Source organism: Streptomyces sp. NPDC055955 (genome assembly GCF_042270245.1).
Lineage (GTDB): Bacteria > Actinomycetota > Actinomycetes > Streptomycetales > Streptomycetaceae > Streptomyces.
The window spans coordinates 200127-215413 of sequence record NZ_JBHJYS010000010.1 but is presented as its reverse complement, the minus strand read 5'-3'; the positions used below and the strand labels follow the sequence as shown (position 1 = coordinate 215413).

Annotated in this window: 15 protein-coding genes and 1 riboswitch; of the genes, 9 read left to right on the top strand and 6 right to left on the bottom strand. The window is 70.4% G+C overall.

Annotated elements, in window-relative coordinates; genetic code table 11:
* Positions 1-108: 108 nt before the first annotated feature.
* Together ACFC96_RS21880 and ACFC96_RS21875 are read right to left on the bottom strand one after the other, a co-directional pair.
* Entirely contained in the window at positions 109-1041 is a 933-nt protein-coding gene (locus ACFC96_RS21880; RefSeq protein ID WP_376613749.1) for a decaprenyl-phosphate phosphoribosyltransferase, read from the bottom strand.
* Positions 1042-1160: 119 nt separating this feature from the next.
* On the bottom strand, positions 1161-1679 hold the full coding sequence (locus ACFC96_RS21875; RefSeq protein WP_376260004.1) for a phosphatase PAP2 family protein: 519 nt from the start codon (positions 1677-1679) through the stop codon (positions 1161-1163).
* A 363-nt stretch (positions 1680-2042) separates the two neighbouring features.
* Between ACFC96_RS21875 and ACFC96_RS21870 the strand changes: the two genes are divergently transcribed.
* Entirely contained in the window at positions 2043-3380 is a 1338-nt protein-coding gene (locus ACFC96_RS21870; protein WP_376613748.1) for an FAD-binding protein, read from the top strand.
* Positions 3381-3579: 199 nt separating this feature from the next.
* The gene (locus tag ACFC96_RS21865; protein ID WP_376613667.1) at positions 3580-4335 is read left to right on the top strand and encodes a decaprenylphospho-beta-D-erythro-pentofuranosid-2-ulose 2-reductase; all 756 of its coding nucleotides are present in this window, start codon (positions 3580-3582) and stop codon (positions 4333-4335) included.
* 36 nt (positions 4336-4371) lie between these two features.
* Here ACFC96_RS21865 and ACFC96_RS21860 read toward each other — a convergent pair whose 3' ends face one another.
* On the bottom strand, positions 4372-4953 hold the full coding sequence (locus ACFC96_RS21860) for a 2'-5' RNA ligase family protein (protein WP_376613665.1): 582 nt from the start codon (positions 4951-4953) through the stop codon (positions 4372-4374).
* 55 nt (positions 4954-5008) lie between these two features.
* The gene (gene trpS, locus ACFC96_RS21855) at positions 5009-6022 is read right to left on the bottom strand and encodes a tryptophan--tRNA ligase (protein ID WP_376613663.1); all 1014 of its coding nucleotides are present in this window, start codon (positions 6020-6022) and stop codon (positions 5009-5011) included.
* A 256-nt stretch (positions 6023-6278) separates the two neighbouring features.
* Here trpS and ACFC96_RS21850 point away from each other — a divergent pair, with 256 nt between their 5' ends.
* From ACFC96_RS21850 to ACFC96_RS21840, 3 genes are all read left to right on the top strand, one after another.
* The gene (locus tag ACFC96_RS21850; protein WP_376613661.1) at positions 6279-6926 is read left to right on the top strand and encodes an RNA polymerase sigma factor; all 648 of its coding nucleotides are present in this window, start codon (positions 6279-6281) and stop codon (positions 6924-6926) included.
* Positions 6919-7782 carry a hypothetical protein gene (locus tag ACFC96_RS21845; RefSeq protein ID WP_376613659.1) on the top strand — a complete coding sequence of 288 codons (864 nt, stop codon included), beginning with the start codon at positions 6919-6921 and terminating at the stop codon, positions 7780-7782. Before ACFC96_RS21850 ends, ACFC96_RS21845 begins: the two co-directional genes overlap by 8 nt.
* A gap of 134 nt (positions 7783-7916) precedes the next feature.
* A complete protein-coding gene (locus ACFC96_RS21840) occupies positions 7917-8672 on the top strand; it encodes a hypothetical protein (protein ID WP_376613657.1) in 756 nt (251 codons plus the stop codon).
* Between the two features lie 81 nt (positions 8673-8753).
* On the opposite strand, the gene ACFC96_RS21835 is transcribed toward ACFC96_RS21840, so the two are convergent.
* Positions 8754-10202 carry a glycine hydroxymethyltransferase gene (locus ACFC96_RS21835; RefSeq protein WP_376613655.1) on the bottom strand — a complete coding sequence of 483 codons (1449 nt, stop codon included), beginning with the start codon at positions 10200-10202 and terminating at the stop codon, positions 8754-8756.
* A 61-nt stretch (positions 10203-10263) separates the two neighbouring features.
* A riboswitch (ZMP/ZTP riboswitch) is annotated at positions 10264-10350 on the bottom strand.
* A gap of 117 nt (positions 10351-10467) precedes the next feature.
* Here ACFC96_RS21835 and rocD point away from each other — a divergent pair.
* On the top strand, positions 10468-11694 hold the full coding sequence (gene rocD, locus ACFC96_RS21830) for an ornithine--oxo-acid transaminase (protein ID WP_376613653.1): 1227 nt from the start codon (positions 10468-10470) through the stop codon (positions 11692-11694).
* A gap of 164 nt (positions 11695-11858) precedes the next feature.
* Positions 11859-12704 carry a hypothetical protein gene (locus ACFC96_RS21825; protein ID WP_376613746.1) on the top strand — a complete coding sequence of 282 codons (846 nt, stop codon included), beginning with the start codon at positions 11859-11861 and terminating at the stop codon, positions 12702-12704.
* 48 nt (positions 12705-12752) lie between these two features.
* On the opposite strand, the gene ACFC96_RS21820 is transcribed toward ACFC96_RS21825, so the two are convergent.
* Positions 12753-14177: a PLP-dependent aminotransferase family protein gene (locus ACFC96_RS21820; protein ID WP_376260019.1), complete on the bottom strand. Its 1425-nt coding sequence runs from the start codon at positions 14175-14177 to the stop codon at positions 12753-12755.
* A 47-nt stretch (positions 14178-14224) separates the two neighbouring features.
* Between ACFC96_RS21820 and ACFC96_RS21815 the strand changes: the two genes are divergently transcribed.
* Positions 14225-14758, top strand: a complete 534-nt coding sequence (locus ACFC96_RS21815; protein WP_376260021.1) for a carboxymuconolactone decarboxylase family protein — start codon at positions 14225-14227, stop codon at positions 14756-14758.
* Complete coding sequence (locus ACFC96_RS21810) at positions 14755-15243, top strand: carboxymuconolactone decarboxylase family protein (protein WP_376613651.1); 489 nt, start codon at positions 14755-14757, stop codon at positions 15241-15243. The genes ACFC96_RS21815 and ACFC96_RS21810 overlap by 4 nt, the downstream gene beginning before the upstream one ends.
* Positions 15244-15287 lie beyond the last annotated feature (44 nt).

Sequence of the window (15287 nt, the reverse complement as noted above, 5' to 3'; positions counted from 1 at the left end):
CTCGAACCCACCACGACCACTCCTCCCCCGCACGCCCACGGGACGCGTCCTCCCTGGACGGGCCGTCCCCCGGCGCACCTCGATCCGACACGCCCTCACCTCCCACGTTCACCAGTTGGCGACCGCGAGCCCGTACATCGCCACCCACGCCAGGCCGATCACGGCCAGTGCTCTGTCCCGCAGAACGACCTCCTCCGGCTCACCCGCCGTGCCACGGTCGGCGAAGACCGCGTAGCGCAGGACGGCGAGGATGAAGGCCACCATCGACAGTTGTCTCCACGGCAGCAGACTCGTTCTCGCCACCCCGCCTTCCTCCATGGCCCACAGGCAATAGGCGAGAACGGCCACTCCTGCGGCGAGCTGCCAGACGAACCGCAGACAGCCGGTCGTGTACTCCGACAGCAACGCCCGTGTCGCCCCCGCCTTCCCGGCCATCTGGACGGCCTCGGAATACCGCTTGGCCGACACCATGAACAGCGCCCCGAATCCCGTCGTGATCAAGAACCATCGCGACAGCGGAATCCCCAGCGCGAGCCCGCCGATCATGGCCCGCATCAGAAACCCGGTGGTCACCACGGCGAGATCGACGACGAGAACGTGCTTGAGGCTGATGCAGTACGCCAGTTGCATCCCGACGTAGGCGGTCAAAAGCGCCGCCGTCATCGGATTGCACAAGGTCGCGGCCGCCAGCGGCGCGAGAACCGCGAGCGCACCCCCGACCGCATAGGCCACCGCCACCGGAACCCGTCCCGCGGCCACGGGCCTGTTCCGCTTGACCGGGCGCGCTCGATCGGCCTCCGCGTCCCGCGCGTCGTTGATCAAATACACGGCGGAGGCGGCAGCGGTGAACAGCAGGAAAACCAGTGCCAGTTGAGTCACCGCGTGCCACGAGAACAGCTCGCCGGCCGCCGCGGGAGCAGCCACGACCAGGACGTTCTTCACCCATTGCCGCGGTCTCGCCGTCTGCAACAGCCCGACCGGCACTCCGACCGTCGCCGCCGCGCTCGGCCCCGGCACCGGCTGCCCTCGCGGCCGGTGCAACAGCGCCGCGGCCGACCACCGCCCCCCAGGGGCAGACGCATGCACCAACGGCGCCCCGTCTCCCGCTCCCCCCGCGTCCATCGCTTTCCCCACCCCTTCCTTTCGCTCGGTCCGGTCCGTCATCGCCAGGCACCCCCGGCCACCCAATGAGCCCCGAGCCACGCGGCGACCGCCCCCAGCGCCGCTCCCGCCGCCACGTCCGACGGGTAGTGCACCCCGACGACCATGCGCGAGACGCACATCGCCGCCGCCAACGGCGGGACGAGCCGCGCCCCCGCCGGCCGCAACGCCCCGTACACGACCGCCGCCGCGGCCGCCGAAGCCGCGTGCGAACTGGGGAAGGAATGCCGCCCCGCTGTCCGCACGAGCGGCTCCACGCCACTCTGTGCCCCCGGCCGCGGCCGCCGGACGACCCGCTTGACCCCCATGCTGGCCACGTGCGCCGCGGCGGTCAGCGCCGTACCGCGCAGCCACGCCCCTCGCCGCTCCCGGTCGAGGGCCGCCCCCAACAGCCCTGCGCTTAGCCAGAGCGCCCCGTGCTCCCCGCTCCAGGACAGTGCGCGCGCGGCCGCTGCCACGCGCCAGTCCGTACCGCAGTCACGCAAGGCCGACAGCAATCGGCGGTCCATGTCGTCCATGTGGCTCACTCTGCGGGCCGAAACTTGTATAATTCAGACAATTTTGGGTGACACCCATTCAATCACCCATTTCGGTGAGAGCTTGGTTTGTTTGGGATGAAGGTCCCATCTATGGGCGATACGGTCGCGGTCATGGCTGCCGATCCCGCTCCACCCACCGCCCACACACCCGCCGTCTCCCCCGGCGTCACACCTACCGGGTCGGCCGCCCCTGCCGCGCCGTCCACAACTGCGCCCACCTCTGAGCCCGCGCCCGCGCTCATCTCACCGGCCGTCCCGGCACCTGGCGCTCCCCACACCACGTCGCCTTCCCCCGACTCCGCCCACGACGGCCCCTCCGTCGGCATCCTCGACACCGTCCCCATGACCGGCTGGGGCCGCACCGCCCCCACCGCCGCCCGTATCGTGCGCCCCCGCTCCTATGCGGAGGCGGCAGCCGTGGTTCGTGCGTGCGGGACGCCGGGCCACCGGGGCAACATCGCCCGCGGCCTGGGCCGTGCTTACGGAGACGCGGCACAGAACGCCGGCGGCAGCGTCCTGGACATGACCGCCCTGGACCGCATCCACGCGATCGACGCGTCCGGCGGGACCGTGCTGTGCGACGCGGGCGTCTCACTGCACCGCCTGATGGAAGTCCTTCTCCCCCTGGGCTGGTTCGTCCCCGTGACGCCCGGCACGCGCTATGTCACGGTGGGCGGCGCGATCGGCGCCGATATCCACGGCAAGAACCACCACGTCTCGGGATCGTTCTCCCGCCACGTGCTCGCCCTGGAGCTGCTCACGGCTGACGGCGAAGTGCGGATCGTCGAGCGCGGCAGTGAGCTGTTCGACGCGACGGCCGGCGGTATGGGACTCACCGGGATCATCCTCACCGCCACCATCCAACTCCTCCCTGTCGAAACCTCGTTCATGTCGGTCGACACCGAACGTGCCGTTGACCTCGACGACTTGATGGCCCGCCTGACCGACACCGATCACCTCTACCGCTACTCGGTCGCCTGGATCGACCTCCTGGCCCGCGGAGCCTCGATGGGCCGCTCGGTACTGACCCGCGGTGATCACGCTCCGCTGGATGCCGTTCCCGCACGGGCGCGCAGGGCGCCACTGACGTTCCGCCCCAGACAGCTTCCGGCCGCACCCGGATTCGTACCCGAAGGACTTCTGAGCCGCAGGACCGTCGGCCTCTTCAACGAGCTCTGGTACCGCAAGGCCCCCACGTCGCGCGTCGGCGAGATCCAGCGTCTCTCTTCCTTCTTCCACCCCCTCGACGGCGTACCGCACTGGAATCGCATCTACGGACGCGGTGGATTCGTCCAGTACCAATTCGTCGTCGGATACGGCCACGAGGAAGCACTTCGCCGCATCGTGCGGCGCATCTCCGAGCGCCGGTGCCCCTCCTTCCTGGCAGTCCTCAAGCGCTTCGGCGACGCGGATCCCGGCTGGTTGTCCTTTCCCATGCCCGGCTGGACGCTGGCCCTCGACGTTCCCGCGAACCTGCCAGGACTCGGCGTGTTCCTCGACGAACTCGACGAGGAGGTGGCCGCGGCAGACGGGCGCGTCTACCTCGCCAAGGACTCACGGCTGAGGCCCGAACTGCTCTCGACGATGTATCCCCATCTCGATGAATTCCGCGCCCTGCGAGCTCAGCTGGATCCACAAGGCGTGTTCCGCTCGGATCTTTCCCGGCGTCTCGGCCTCTGACCGGAGCGGGACCGAGTGCCGTGACCGGGGCCCTCGCACTCACCGACAGTCCCGCTCCCCCACATCGCATGCACGTCGTATCCCCCTCACCTGGCACGGCCCCTCCGCACCGATTCACTTTTGGTACACCGCTCGGGCCGTCCGGGTTCCCATCCCGCCCTCACCGATTTCGGTCCCGCCCCTTTGGAGTTTGGTTCTCATGAAGGACGCCTTCGGCACCCCCCAGTCCTTGCTCGTCCTCGGCGGCACGTCCGAGATCGCGCTCGCCACCGCCCGACGCCTCGTGGCCCGGCGGACCCGAACGGTGTGGCTGGCCGGCCGGCCGTCCCCGGCACTCGACCGTGCGGCTGCCGAACTCCGCGACATGGGAGCCGACGCCCGTACCGTCGCCTTCGACGCGCTCGACTCCGAGGCGCACGAGGTGACGCTGGGCAAGGTGTTCGCCGAGGGCGACATCGACATGGTGCTGCTGGCGTTCGGGATCCTCGGCGACCAGGCCCGCGACGAGGACGAGCCGCTGGCCGCGGTGCGCGTCGCGCAGACCAACTACACAGGCGCCGTGTCGGCGGGCCTCGTCTGCGCCCGCGCCCTGCAGTCCCAGGGCCACGGCTCGCTGGTGGTGCTCTCGTCGGTCGCGGGTGAGCGGGCCCGCCGGTCCAACTTCATCTACGGGTCGAGCAAGGCCGGCCTGGACGCCTTCGCGCAGGGCCTCGGCGATGCGCTGCACGGCACCGGCGTGCATGTGATGGTCGTGCGCCCCGGCTTCGTACGGTCAAAGATGACGGCGGGCATGGCGGAGGCACCCATGGCCACCACCCCGGAGGCGGTGGCACAGGCCATCGAGACGGGAGTCAGGCGCCGGTCGGAGACCGTGTGGGTGCCGGGGGCCCTGCGCGTGGTGATGTCGGCGCTGCGGCATGTCCCGCGTCCGGTGTTCCGGCGCCTGCCGATGTAGGCCGCGTCGCACGGCGACCGGCCGACTCGCTTCGCGTCAGCGAGCCGGCTGCCGGCCCCGCTTCGAGCGGTCGGGGCCCTGCGCGGGAACCGCCGGGCCGCCGAAGGGGAACTCACGCAACTTGCGCCAGACACTGTCGGCGCCCTGCTCGTACAACGCGAAACCGGTGCACGGCCAGGCCGCCTCGTACCCGGCGAGCTCCGCGTACGCCCGGTCCATCGCTTCCTCCGCGATGCCGTGCGCCACCGTGACGTGCGGGTGATACGGAAACTGCAGCTCGCGCGCGACCGGACCGGACGGGTCACGGACCTGATTCTGCAGCCATGTACAGGCCTCGGCGCCCTCGACGACCTGTACGAACACAACGGGAGACAGGGGACGGAAGGTTCCCGTCCCCGCGAGCCGCATCGCGAAGTTCCGCCCCGCGGCGGCGACCGCCTCGAGATGGGCCTCGACCGAAGGCAGCGACCTGTCCTCCACCTCGGTCGGCGGGAGCAGAGTGACGTGCGTGGGGATGCCGTGCGCAGCGGGATCACCGAAGCCCGCGCGCCGCTCCTGGAGCTGGCTGCCGTGTGGCTCCGGGACCGCGATCGAAACGCCGATCGTTACGGTCCCCACGTCGTACTCCTGTCGTCGTGTGGTGGGCGGGTGGCGGTTCGGGCCGGGCTGGGGCTCAGTGCTTCGCGGGCAGCAGTCCGACCTTGTCGTAGGCCTGGGCGAGGGTTTCGGCAGCGACAGCACGCGCCTTCTCCGCGCCCTTGGTCAGGATCGAGTCGAGCGTCTCCGGGTCGTCCAGATACTCCTGCGTACGGGTCCGGAACGGTGTCACGAAGTCCACCATGACCTCTGCCAGGTCCGTCTTGAGCGCACCGTACATCTTGCCCTCGTAGTTCTGCTCCAGTTCCGGGATACCTGTGCCGGTGAGGGTGGAGTAGATGGCGAGGAGGTTGCTGACGCCCGGCTTGCCCGCCGGATCGAACCGGATCACCGTGTCGGTGTCGGTGACCGCGCTCTTGACCTTCTTGGCGGTGATCTTCGGCTCGTCGAGAAGGTTGACGAGCCCCTTCGGCGTCGACGCCGACTTGCTCATCTTGATCGACGGGTCCTGGAGGTCGTAGATCTTCGCCGTTTCCTTGAGGATGTACGGCGCCGGGACGGTGAAGGTCTCGCCGAAGCGGCCGTTGAAGCGCTCGGCGAGGTCACGCGTCAGCTCGATGTGCTGGCGCTGGTCCTCTCCCACGGGCACCTGGTCGGCCTGGTAGAGCAGAATGTCCGCGACCTGGAGGATCGGGTACGTGAAGAGGCCGACAGTCGCGCGGTCGGCGCCCTGCTTGGCGGACTTGTCCTTGAACTGCGTCATGCGGGAGGCCTCGCCGAAGCCCGTCAGACAGTTCATGACCCAGCCGAGCTGTGCGTGCTCGGGGACGTGGCTCTGCACGAACAGCGTGCAGCGGTCCGGGTCCAGGCCGGCGGCGAGGAGCTGCGCGGCAGCGAGCCGGGTGTTGGCCCGGAGCTCCGTGGGGTCCTGCGGCACGGTGATCGCGTGCAGGTCCACAACCATGTAGAACGCGTCGTGAGACTCCTGCAGCGCCACCCACTGGCGGACCGCGCCGAGGTAGTTGCCGAGGTGGAACGAGCCGGCAGTGGGCTGGATTCCGGAGAGCACGCGGGGACGATCAGAGGCCATGCTCCTCATTCTCTCAGGTGTCTCTCATTGGATGGAAACAGGTGGGAGACGGGTGCACGACAAGTGCTGAAACCGTGTACGGAGCGCTGTCGCCCACCCCGCCCGGCGTGTCGCCGGAACCGCGCCACACAACCTGGCCTCGGACCCTGACCACCGAACCCGGCCACCGAACCTGACCTCGGATCTGGCCACAGCCTCCCTTCGAATCTGCGCTCCGGAGCGAGTTCGGAAAAACCTGTGCGACGGGTGGGAACCGATGCGCGGGGTGCGGTGTATCAACCATGTGAGGACACAGGGGGAGGTCCTGGAGGGGGGCCGCGTCGTCGACGACGAGCGTGCGGTGATTGCTCGCGTGCGCGCCGGAGATGTGGAGGCGTACGCGGTGCTGGTGCGCGCCTTCACCGGACTGGCGCTGCGGGCGGCCCGGGCCCTAGGGGCAGGAGCGGACGCGGAGGACGTGGTGCAGCAGGCCTTTTTCAAGGCGTACTGCGCCCTGGGGAAGTTTCGGGACGACTCGTCGTTCAAGCCGTGGCTGCTCGCGATCGTCGCCAATGAGACGAGGAACACAGTGCGCTCGGCGGTACGACAGCGTTCGGTCGTGGGGCGGGAAGCGACATTGGCAGAGGCCGAGCCGCTGATACCCGAGACCACGGATCCGGCGGTCGCGGCCGTCCACGACGAGCGGCGGACGGCGTTGCTTGCCGCGCTGGAGGAGCTGAGCGAGGAGCATCGGCTGGTCGTCACGTACCGGTATCTGCTCGAGATGGACGAGACGGAGACGGCCGAGGCGCTGGGCTGGCCGCGCGGCACTGTGAAGTCGAGGCTCAATCGCGCGCTGCGGAAGCTGAAGCGGATTCTTCCGGCGGAGCTGGACCCGCGGGAGGGAGGTGACGGGCATGAGTGAGCCGCTTCACGAGGACGACGGGAGCCGGCGCCCCGGCAAGGAGCACGGGCTCGGCGCGGACCGTGGGCTGCCGGCCGAGCTGCGGGCGCTGGGCAGGTCCCTGGACGGTCTGGGCCCCGGCGGCGAGTCGATGGCCGAGCGAGTGCTGGCGCAGATACTCGCCGAGTCGGTTCCGGCGCCGGTGTCCGAGCCGACGGCGGGCTCTGTCCGGGGGCGGCGGGCGCGGCGCTGGATACGGAAGCGTTGGCGGATGCTCACGGCGGGGCTGTGCGGTGTGCTGGCCGTGCTCGTGCTCACGCCCCCGGTGCGGGCCGCGGTCGCCGAGTGGTTCGGCTTCGGCGGGGTGGAGGTCCGGTACGACCCCTCGGCCCTGCCGTCGTCAGGTGTGCGCGTCCCCGGGTGCGGCACGTCGCTCTCGCTGGGCGAGGCACGACGAGACGCCGGATTCGAGCCGCTGGTGCCGGGCGAGCTGGGGATGCCGGACGCCGTGACGGTGACACGAGAACCGAAGTCGCGCTTCTTGATCACACTGTGCTGGCGCGAGGACGGACACACGATCCGACTCGACGAGTACCCGGCGCGGCTCGACATCGGGTACACGAAATCGGTGCCCACACAGCCGCACTGGGTCGACCTCGGCCGGGATTCGGGGCTGTGGTTCGCCCAGCCCCATCTGCTCAGTTTCTGGATGCTCGACGGCCACGGCGACCGGTGGACCCGTTCTGAACGGACCGCGGGCCCGACGCTCCTGTGGACCCGCCGTCAGGAGCTGACGCTCCGCCTGGAGGGAGTCGATTCCCAGGAGCGGGCGACGGAGATCGCACGGTCGGTAGGCAAGCCGGACGCCCTGCGCTGATGTTCGCGTGCTGGGCAGGCGAATTCACACAACCGAGAACTCGCACACCGAAGTTGGGAACCCGGTCGCATCGAGCGGTGTACCAGAAGTGAATCGACACGGGCGGGCCGTGCCGGGAGCGGCTGGGGGAACGGATGCGAACAGTACGAAGGGCGGCCGCGCTGGCGGTGGCACTGACGGCGGCGCTCGCCGCGATGCTGCTGAGCGCGTCGGGGGCGTCAGCGGGCGGACCGACGAGCGTTCTGGTGGTCTCGCCCGAGAGCGGCCAGAGCGCGTCGCTCTACTTCAGCAACAAGAAGTACGGGCCGCTGGAGAGTCTCCTGGGCGAGCCGGACCAGGGGCGACGGGAGGAGCCGCCCGGCTTGGGCATAGGCACGGGGCGTCAGCTCAATGTCACATGGCTGATGCACGACGTGCTGCCGTGGCGGGTCGACCGGGTCTATCCGGACTCGCCGGGCACGAAGGACGTCTGGATACACACAGCGACGCACGTGCCTGACTCCTACAACGGGTACTGGCACAAGGCGCGTAAGCCGGGTGAGCTGCGCGCGCTGCTGAAGGACCTCAAAGTCATGGGCGCGCGGTCCGAAAAGGGCGGGAGTCCGATCTTCCCGGTGCCCTGGCAGTCGCCCGACCGGTCCAAGGGAGCGCTCGGTGGAGCTCCGGCTCCGACAGCCGACGGCCGCGATGCCGGGCCTTCCGGAGGCGCGCGGGCCGTGGCAACCCGGGCGAACGGCGAGGTGGACTGGTGGTGGGCGATACCGGGGCTGGTGGCGGGTGCCGCGCTGGCTCTGGTGCTGCGTCCTCTGGCAGACAGGCTGCCGGGTCGTCGCGGGACGGGCGGGACCCCACCCGACGCGGGGCCGCGGCAGCAGCTGATCGATTCCTGAGGGGGCGCGCTCCAGCTCTCACGGCTGGGGGAACGCACTGACCGGCCCGTCGGTGCGGTTGATGACGGGCCGGTCAAGCGATCAGGTGAGGTCGACCTCCGGGTAGAGCGGGAAGCCGCTCAGCAGGTCGGACGCTCGCGTGGAGACCTCGTCGGCGACCTTCTCGTCCAGGACGTGCTGCGCCTTGGAGGGCGTGCCCTTGCTGGTGGTGCCCGCTTCGGCGGAGGTGAGCACGCGGTCGATGAGGCCCGCGACCTCGTCCATCTCCGCGGTGCCCAGGCCACGGGTGGTCAGGGCAGGGGTGCCGATACGGATACCGGACGTGTACCAGGCACCGTTCGGGTCGGAGGGGATGGAGTTGCGGTTGGTGACGATGCCGGAGTCGAGGAGCGCGTTCTCGGCCTGGCGGCCGGTGAGCTCGTAGGAGGTCGCGACATCGATCAGGTTGAGGTGGTTGTCCGTGCCGCCCGTGACGAGGGTGGCGCCACGGCGGGTCAGGCCCTCGGCGAGGGCACGGGCGTTGTCGACGACGGACTGGGCGTACTCGCGGAACTCGGGACGGCGGGCCTCAGCCAGGGCGACGGCCTTGGCGGCCATGACGTGCGGCAGGGGACCGCCGAGGACCATCGGGCAGCCGCGGTCCACCTGGTCGGCGAGCGAGTCGTCGCAGAGCACCATGCCGCCACGCGGGCCACGCAGCGACTTGTGCGTCGTGGTGGTGACGATCTGGGCGTGCGGCACCGGATCGAAGTCGCCGGTGAGGACCTTGCCCGCGACCAAGCCCGCGAAGTGCGCCATGTCGACCATGAGGGTCGCCCCGACCTCGTCGGCGATCTCGCGCATGATGCGGAAGTTCACCAGGCGGGGGTACGCGGAGTAGCCGGCGACGATGATCAGCGGCTTGAAGTCGCGGGCGGTGGCGCGCAGGGCTTCGTAATCGACGAGGCCGGTCTGCGGATCGGTGCCGTAGCTGCGCTGGTCGAACATCTTGCCGGAGATGTTAGGGCGGAAGCCGTGGGTGAGGTGGCCGCCGGCGTCCAGGGACATGCCGAGCATGCGCTGGTTGCCGAAGGCCTGACGGAGCTCGGCCCAGTCGGCGTCGGAGAGGTCGTTCACGTTGCGCACGCCGGCCAGCTCCAGGGCGGGCGCCTCGACGCGCTGCGCGAGGACGGCCCAGAAGGCGACGAGGTTGGCGTCGATGCCGGAGTGCGGCTGTACATAGGCGTGGCGGGCGCCGAAGAGCTCGCGGGCGTGTTCGGCGGCGAGTGCCTCGACGGTGTCGACGTTGCGGCAGCCGGCGTAGAAGCGGCGGCCGACGGTGCCCTCGGCGTACTTGTCGCTGAACCAGTTACCCATCGCGAGGAGGGTGGCCGGGGACGCGTAGTTCTCGCTGGCGATCAGCTTGAGCATCTCGCGCTGGTCGGCGATCTCCTGGCCGATGGCGTCGGCCACGCGGGGCTCGACGGCGCGGATCACGTCGAGGGCACTGCGGAACGCTACGGATTCGGTGGAGAGGGTGGGCTCTGACATGACTGACCTCCGGACGGATGGGACCTCCCCCGCTCGATCGAGGTCGAGAGCAGGAGGTTCACGGGTCGGCCCAGGCGCACGGCACACAGTTCACAGGCCGCTCCCCGATGGTCGGTCCCATCCCAGCGCGCCAGTCACGGCCCTGCGGGCCACACTACCGGGCGCGCCGCAGGACGAGGTTTCCCGGTCCACGATGCGAGCGACGATAGGAAGGGGTCACAAGCCCACGTCTTCGCGCCATCAGAGCTGTAAGAACGGAGATCCCGTGACTGCTGCGACTCCTCCGAATGCCGCAACGGAAGCCTTCGTCACCGCGTCCGAAGCGCACAGTGCGCACAACTACCATCCGTTGCCCGTCGTGGTCGCCACGGCGGAGGGCGCCTGGATGACGGACGTCGAGGGGCGCCGGTACCTCGACATGCTCGCCGGCTACTCGGCCCTCAACTTCGGCCATGGGAACCAGCGGCTCATCGAGGCCGCCAAAGCGCAGCTGGAGCGGGTGACGCTGACGTCCCGCGCCTTCTATCACGACCGGTTCGCCGCGTTCTGCACCCAGCTCGCGGAGCTGTGCGGCATGGACATGGTGCTGCCGATGAACACGGGGGCGGAGGCGGTCGAGACCGCCGTGAAGACGGCGAGAAAGTGGGGGTACCAGGTCAAGGGGGTGCTCGACGGAAGAGCGAAGATCGTCGTGGCGGGCAACAACTTCCACGGGCGCACCACGACCATCGTCAGCTTCTCCACGGACCATGAGGCGCGCGCGGACTTCGGTCCCTACACGCCGGGGTTCGAGATCGTGCCGTACGGCGATCTGACGGCGCTGCGCGGCGCTGTCACCGAGAACACCGTCGCGGTGCTGCTCGAACCGATCCAGGGCGAGGCCGGTGTCCTCGTGCCGCCGGCCGGATACCTGCCGGCGGTAAGGGAGTTGACCCGCGAGCGGAACGTGCTGTTCATCGCGGACGAGATCCAGTCCGGGCTCGGGAGGACCGGGCGGACGTTCGCCTGCGAGCACGAGGGCGTGGTGCCCGACATGTACGTGCTGGGCAAGGCGCTCGGCGGTGGGGTCGTGCCGGTGTCGGCGGTGGTGTCCAGCAGCGAGGTGCTCGGGGTGTTCAAGCCGGGTGAGCACGGGTCGACGTTCGGCGGGAATCCGCTGGCCTGTGCGGTGGCGCTCGAGGTCATCGCGATGCTGCGCACCGGGGAGTTCCAGCAGCGGGCGGCCGAGCTGGGCGAGCATCTCCATGCGGAGCTCGGGCTGCTGACGGGCACGGGCAAGGTGACGCAGGTGCGGGGACGCGGGCTGTGGGCGGGGGTCGACATCGATCCGTCGTACGGGACGGGAAGAGAGATCTCGGAGAAGTTGCTGGCCAAGGGCGTCCTGGTCAAGGACACCCACGGCAGCACGATCCGGATCGCTCCCCCGCTGGTGATCAGTAAGGAGGACCTGGATTGGGGGCTCGACCAGCTCCGGGCAGTCCTGGCGGCCTGACGGCGGTGTGCCTCCGACGCATGGGCGGCCGACTCGCGGTCGTCCGGCCGCTCACGGGGGCACGGCCGGGGGAGAGCCGCTGACTGGGGCACCGCCGGCGGAGGAACCGCTCACGGGCCGGTCGGCTCAGGCACACCCTCTACAGTCGCTTTGTGCTTCTTGGAATGCTTTGCGCGCTCGGGGCGGCGGTCTGTTTCGGTACGGCTTCTGTGTTTCAGGCGATGGCCGCGCGGGCCGCGGAGCCGGGGTCGGGGTCGGGTGTCGACGCCGCGCTGTTGCTGCGGGCGCTGCGGCAGTGGCGTTATGTCGCCGGGCTGGGGCTCGACCTGCTCGGGTTCGCGTTGCAGGTCGTGGCGCTGCGGTCCATTCCGATCTACGCCGTCGGGGCGGCGCTCGCCTCGAGTCTGGCGGTGACGGCGGTGGTCTCCACACGGCTGCTGGACGTACCGCTGAGCGGCGTCGAGTGGGGCGCTGTCGGGGTGGTCGTGGCGGGGCTCGCGATGTTGGGGCTGGCGTCGGGGGCGGAGGGAGAGCAGACCGGTTCGGACGTGTTGCGGTACGCGATGCTCGGGACGGCGCTCGGGGTGTTGGCGATCGGGGCGGTGGCCGGGCGGCTGCCGGGGCGGGGGCGGGCTCTCGCGCTGGGGCTGGGCTCGGGGTTCGGGTTCGGGGTGGTGGAGGTGTCGGTACGTCTCATCGACGACGTGTCGCCCGGCGCGCTGCTGAGCAATCCGGCGACGTACGCACTGCTGCTCGGTGGGGGTGCGGCGTTTTTGCTGCTGACCTCGGCGTTGCAGAAGGGGTCGGTGACCACGGCCACCGCGGGGATGGTCGTGGGCGAGACGGTGGGGCCGGCGCTGGTCGGGGTGATCTGGCTCGGGGACCGCACACGCGAGGGGCTGGGCTGGCTGGCGGTTCTCGGGTTCCTGGTGGCCGTGGCGGGGGCGCTGGCGCTGGCGCGCTTCGGGGAGGCGCCGGTGGAGGACGCGTCCGCACCGGCCCGGGTCTGACCCGACCTCGGGCCGCCCCGGCCCAGGAGGCCGTCCGATGCCGGTCCCTTACGGCAGCGCGCGGCACAAGGCCTCCAGCGCGCTGGCCCAGGCGTGGTCCGGTGGGGTTCCGTAGCCGACCACCAGGGCGTCCAGGGGTGGTTCGGTGGTAGCCGCGTCGTGGCGGAAGCTGGAGAGGCCGGAAACTCCGAGGCGCTGCCAGGCGGCGGCGCGGACCACGGACTGTTCGGTGCCGGGCGGGAGTTGGAGGACGGCGTGCAGACCGGCGGCGATTCCGGTGGCGCGCACGTCGGGGGCGCGTTCGGCGAGGGCGGCGACGAGCTGGTCGCGGCGGCGGCGGTAGCGCAGACGGGCGCCGCGGACATGGCGGTCGTAGGCGCCGGAGTCGATGAACTCCGCGAGGGTCAACTGGTCGAGGACGCCGCACGACCAGTCGGCGACACCCTTCGCCTCGATCACCTCCCCGATGACGGAGGGCGGCAGTACCAGCCAGCCGAGGCGCAGGCCGGGTGCGAGCGATTTGCTAGCCGTGCCGAAGTAGACGACGCGGTCGGGGTCGAGCCCCTGGAGGGCGCCGACGGGCTGGCGGTCGTAGCGGAACTCGCCGTCGTAGTCGTCCTCCAGGATCAGTCCGCCGGTGCGGCGGGCCCAGTCGACGACGGCGGTGCGGCGGTCGGGGTGCAGGGCCCCGCCCATCGGGAACTGGTGGGCGGGGGTCAGGAGGGCGGCACCCACAGCCGGTTCGCCGGTCGCCAACTCGTCGGTGCGGGTGCCGAGTTGATCGAGGGGAAGGGGGTGGGTGCGCAGGCCCGACCGCGTCAGGACGTTCCAGTGGACGTCGAGCCCGTAGCTCTCCACGGCGACGTCGCGCACGCCCCTGTTGCGCAGCACCTCGCCGAGCAGCATCAGGCCGTGGACGAAGCCGGAGCAGACGACGATGCGGTCCGGGTCGGCGTGAACGCCTCGGGCGCGGGCGAGGTAGCCGGCGAGCGCGGTGCGCAGTTCGATGCGGCCACGGGCATCGCCGTAGCCGAGCGCTTCGTTCGGGGCGGCGTTGAGGGCACGGCGCGAGGCCTTGAGCCATTCGGCGCGGGGGAACGAGGAGAGGTCGGGGGTGCCGGGGTGCAGGTCGTGGCGGAGGCCCGCCGGGGCGCGCCGCCCGCGGGGCGAGGCCGGCCGCGGCGCCTCGACCGGTCGCTCCGCGACGCGCGTCCCCGAGCCCTGGCGCGCGGTGAGCCAGCCCTCGGCGACGAGGTCTGCGTAGGCGTCGGCGACCGTGTTGCGGGCGATGCCCAGATCGGCGGCGAGTGTGCGGGACGAAGGGAGGCGGACACCGGGGGCGAGACGTCCGCCGCGTACGGCCTCACGGAGCGCGTCGGTGAGGCCTTTGCGCAGGCCGGAGCCGGTCGGCTCGACGTGCAGATCGATACCGAGCGCCTGACCGGAGGGCGAAGTGGCCCAGGATTCTGCCATGGAACTGGACCATACCCGTGGGCTACTCCGCTCGTAGGGTCGATGTCATGACGACGAACGAGAACACCACCGACAACACCGGCCGAACCGCCGAGGAGACCAAGGAGTACGTCCACGAGCACGCGCCCCGGCTTGCCTGGGCCAAGCACGCTCCGGAGGTCTACAAGGCCATGATCCGGCTCGACGCGGAGGCCCGTAAGGGCGTCGATCCGGTGACGCTGGAGCTGGTCAAGATCCGCGCTTCGCAGCTCAACCACTGCGCGTTCTGCCTCGACATGCACTCCAAGGACGCGCTCGCCGCGGGCGAGAGCGTGGAGCGGATCATCCAGCTCGCCGCGTGGGAGGAGTCGCAGCACTTCTACACGCCCAGGGAGATCGCGGCGATCGAGCTGACCGAGGCGATCACGGTGCTCACGGACGGGTTCGTGCCGGACGAGACGTACGAGAAGGCGGCGAAGCTGTACGACGAGAAGGAGCTGACGCAGTTGATCGCCGCGATCACGGTGATCAACGCGTGGAACCGGTTCGGTGTGACGACGCGGATGGTGCCCGGGCACTACACCGCGGGCGACTTCAAGTGACAGCCCGCACGACGCACCTGGACGCAGGCGTGCGCGACGCGATGATCGCGCTCGGCGCCGCCGCGAAGAAGGGGCTCGGCGACCCGGTCCTCGCCGAGCTGGTGATGATCCGGGCGTCGCAGATCAACGAGTGCGCGTTCTGCCTGGACATGCACGTGGACATCGCCGTCGAGAAGAGCGGCGAGAGTGCCGAAGGGGTATCCCCCGCCCGGGCGAAGTCGAGAGCTTGGGGAAGGATCGCGCTGCTCGACGCGTGGGCGGACGCCCCCGAGCAGTTCACCGAGCGTGAGCGGGCCGCGCTCGCACTCACCGAGGCCGTCACCGTCCTCACCGACGGCTTCGTGCCGGACGAGACGTACGACGCGGCGGCCAGGCACTTCGACGAGGACGAGCTCGCCCATCTCCTCGGCGTGATCACCGTCATCAACAGCTGGAACCGGATCATGGTGAGCCGCCGGATCGAGCCGGGCGGACCGCAGTGGTGACGTGCCGGGTGCCCCCGTCAGGAAAGGCACCCGGCACGCGCGCG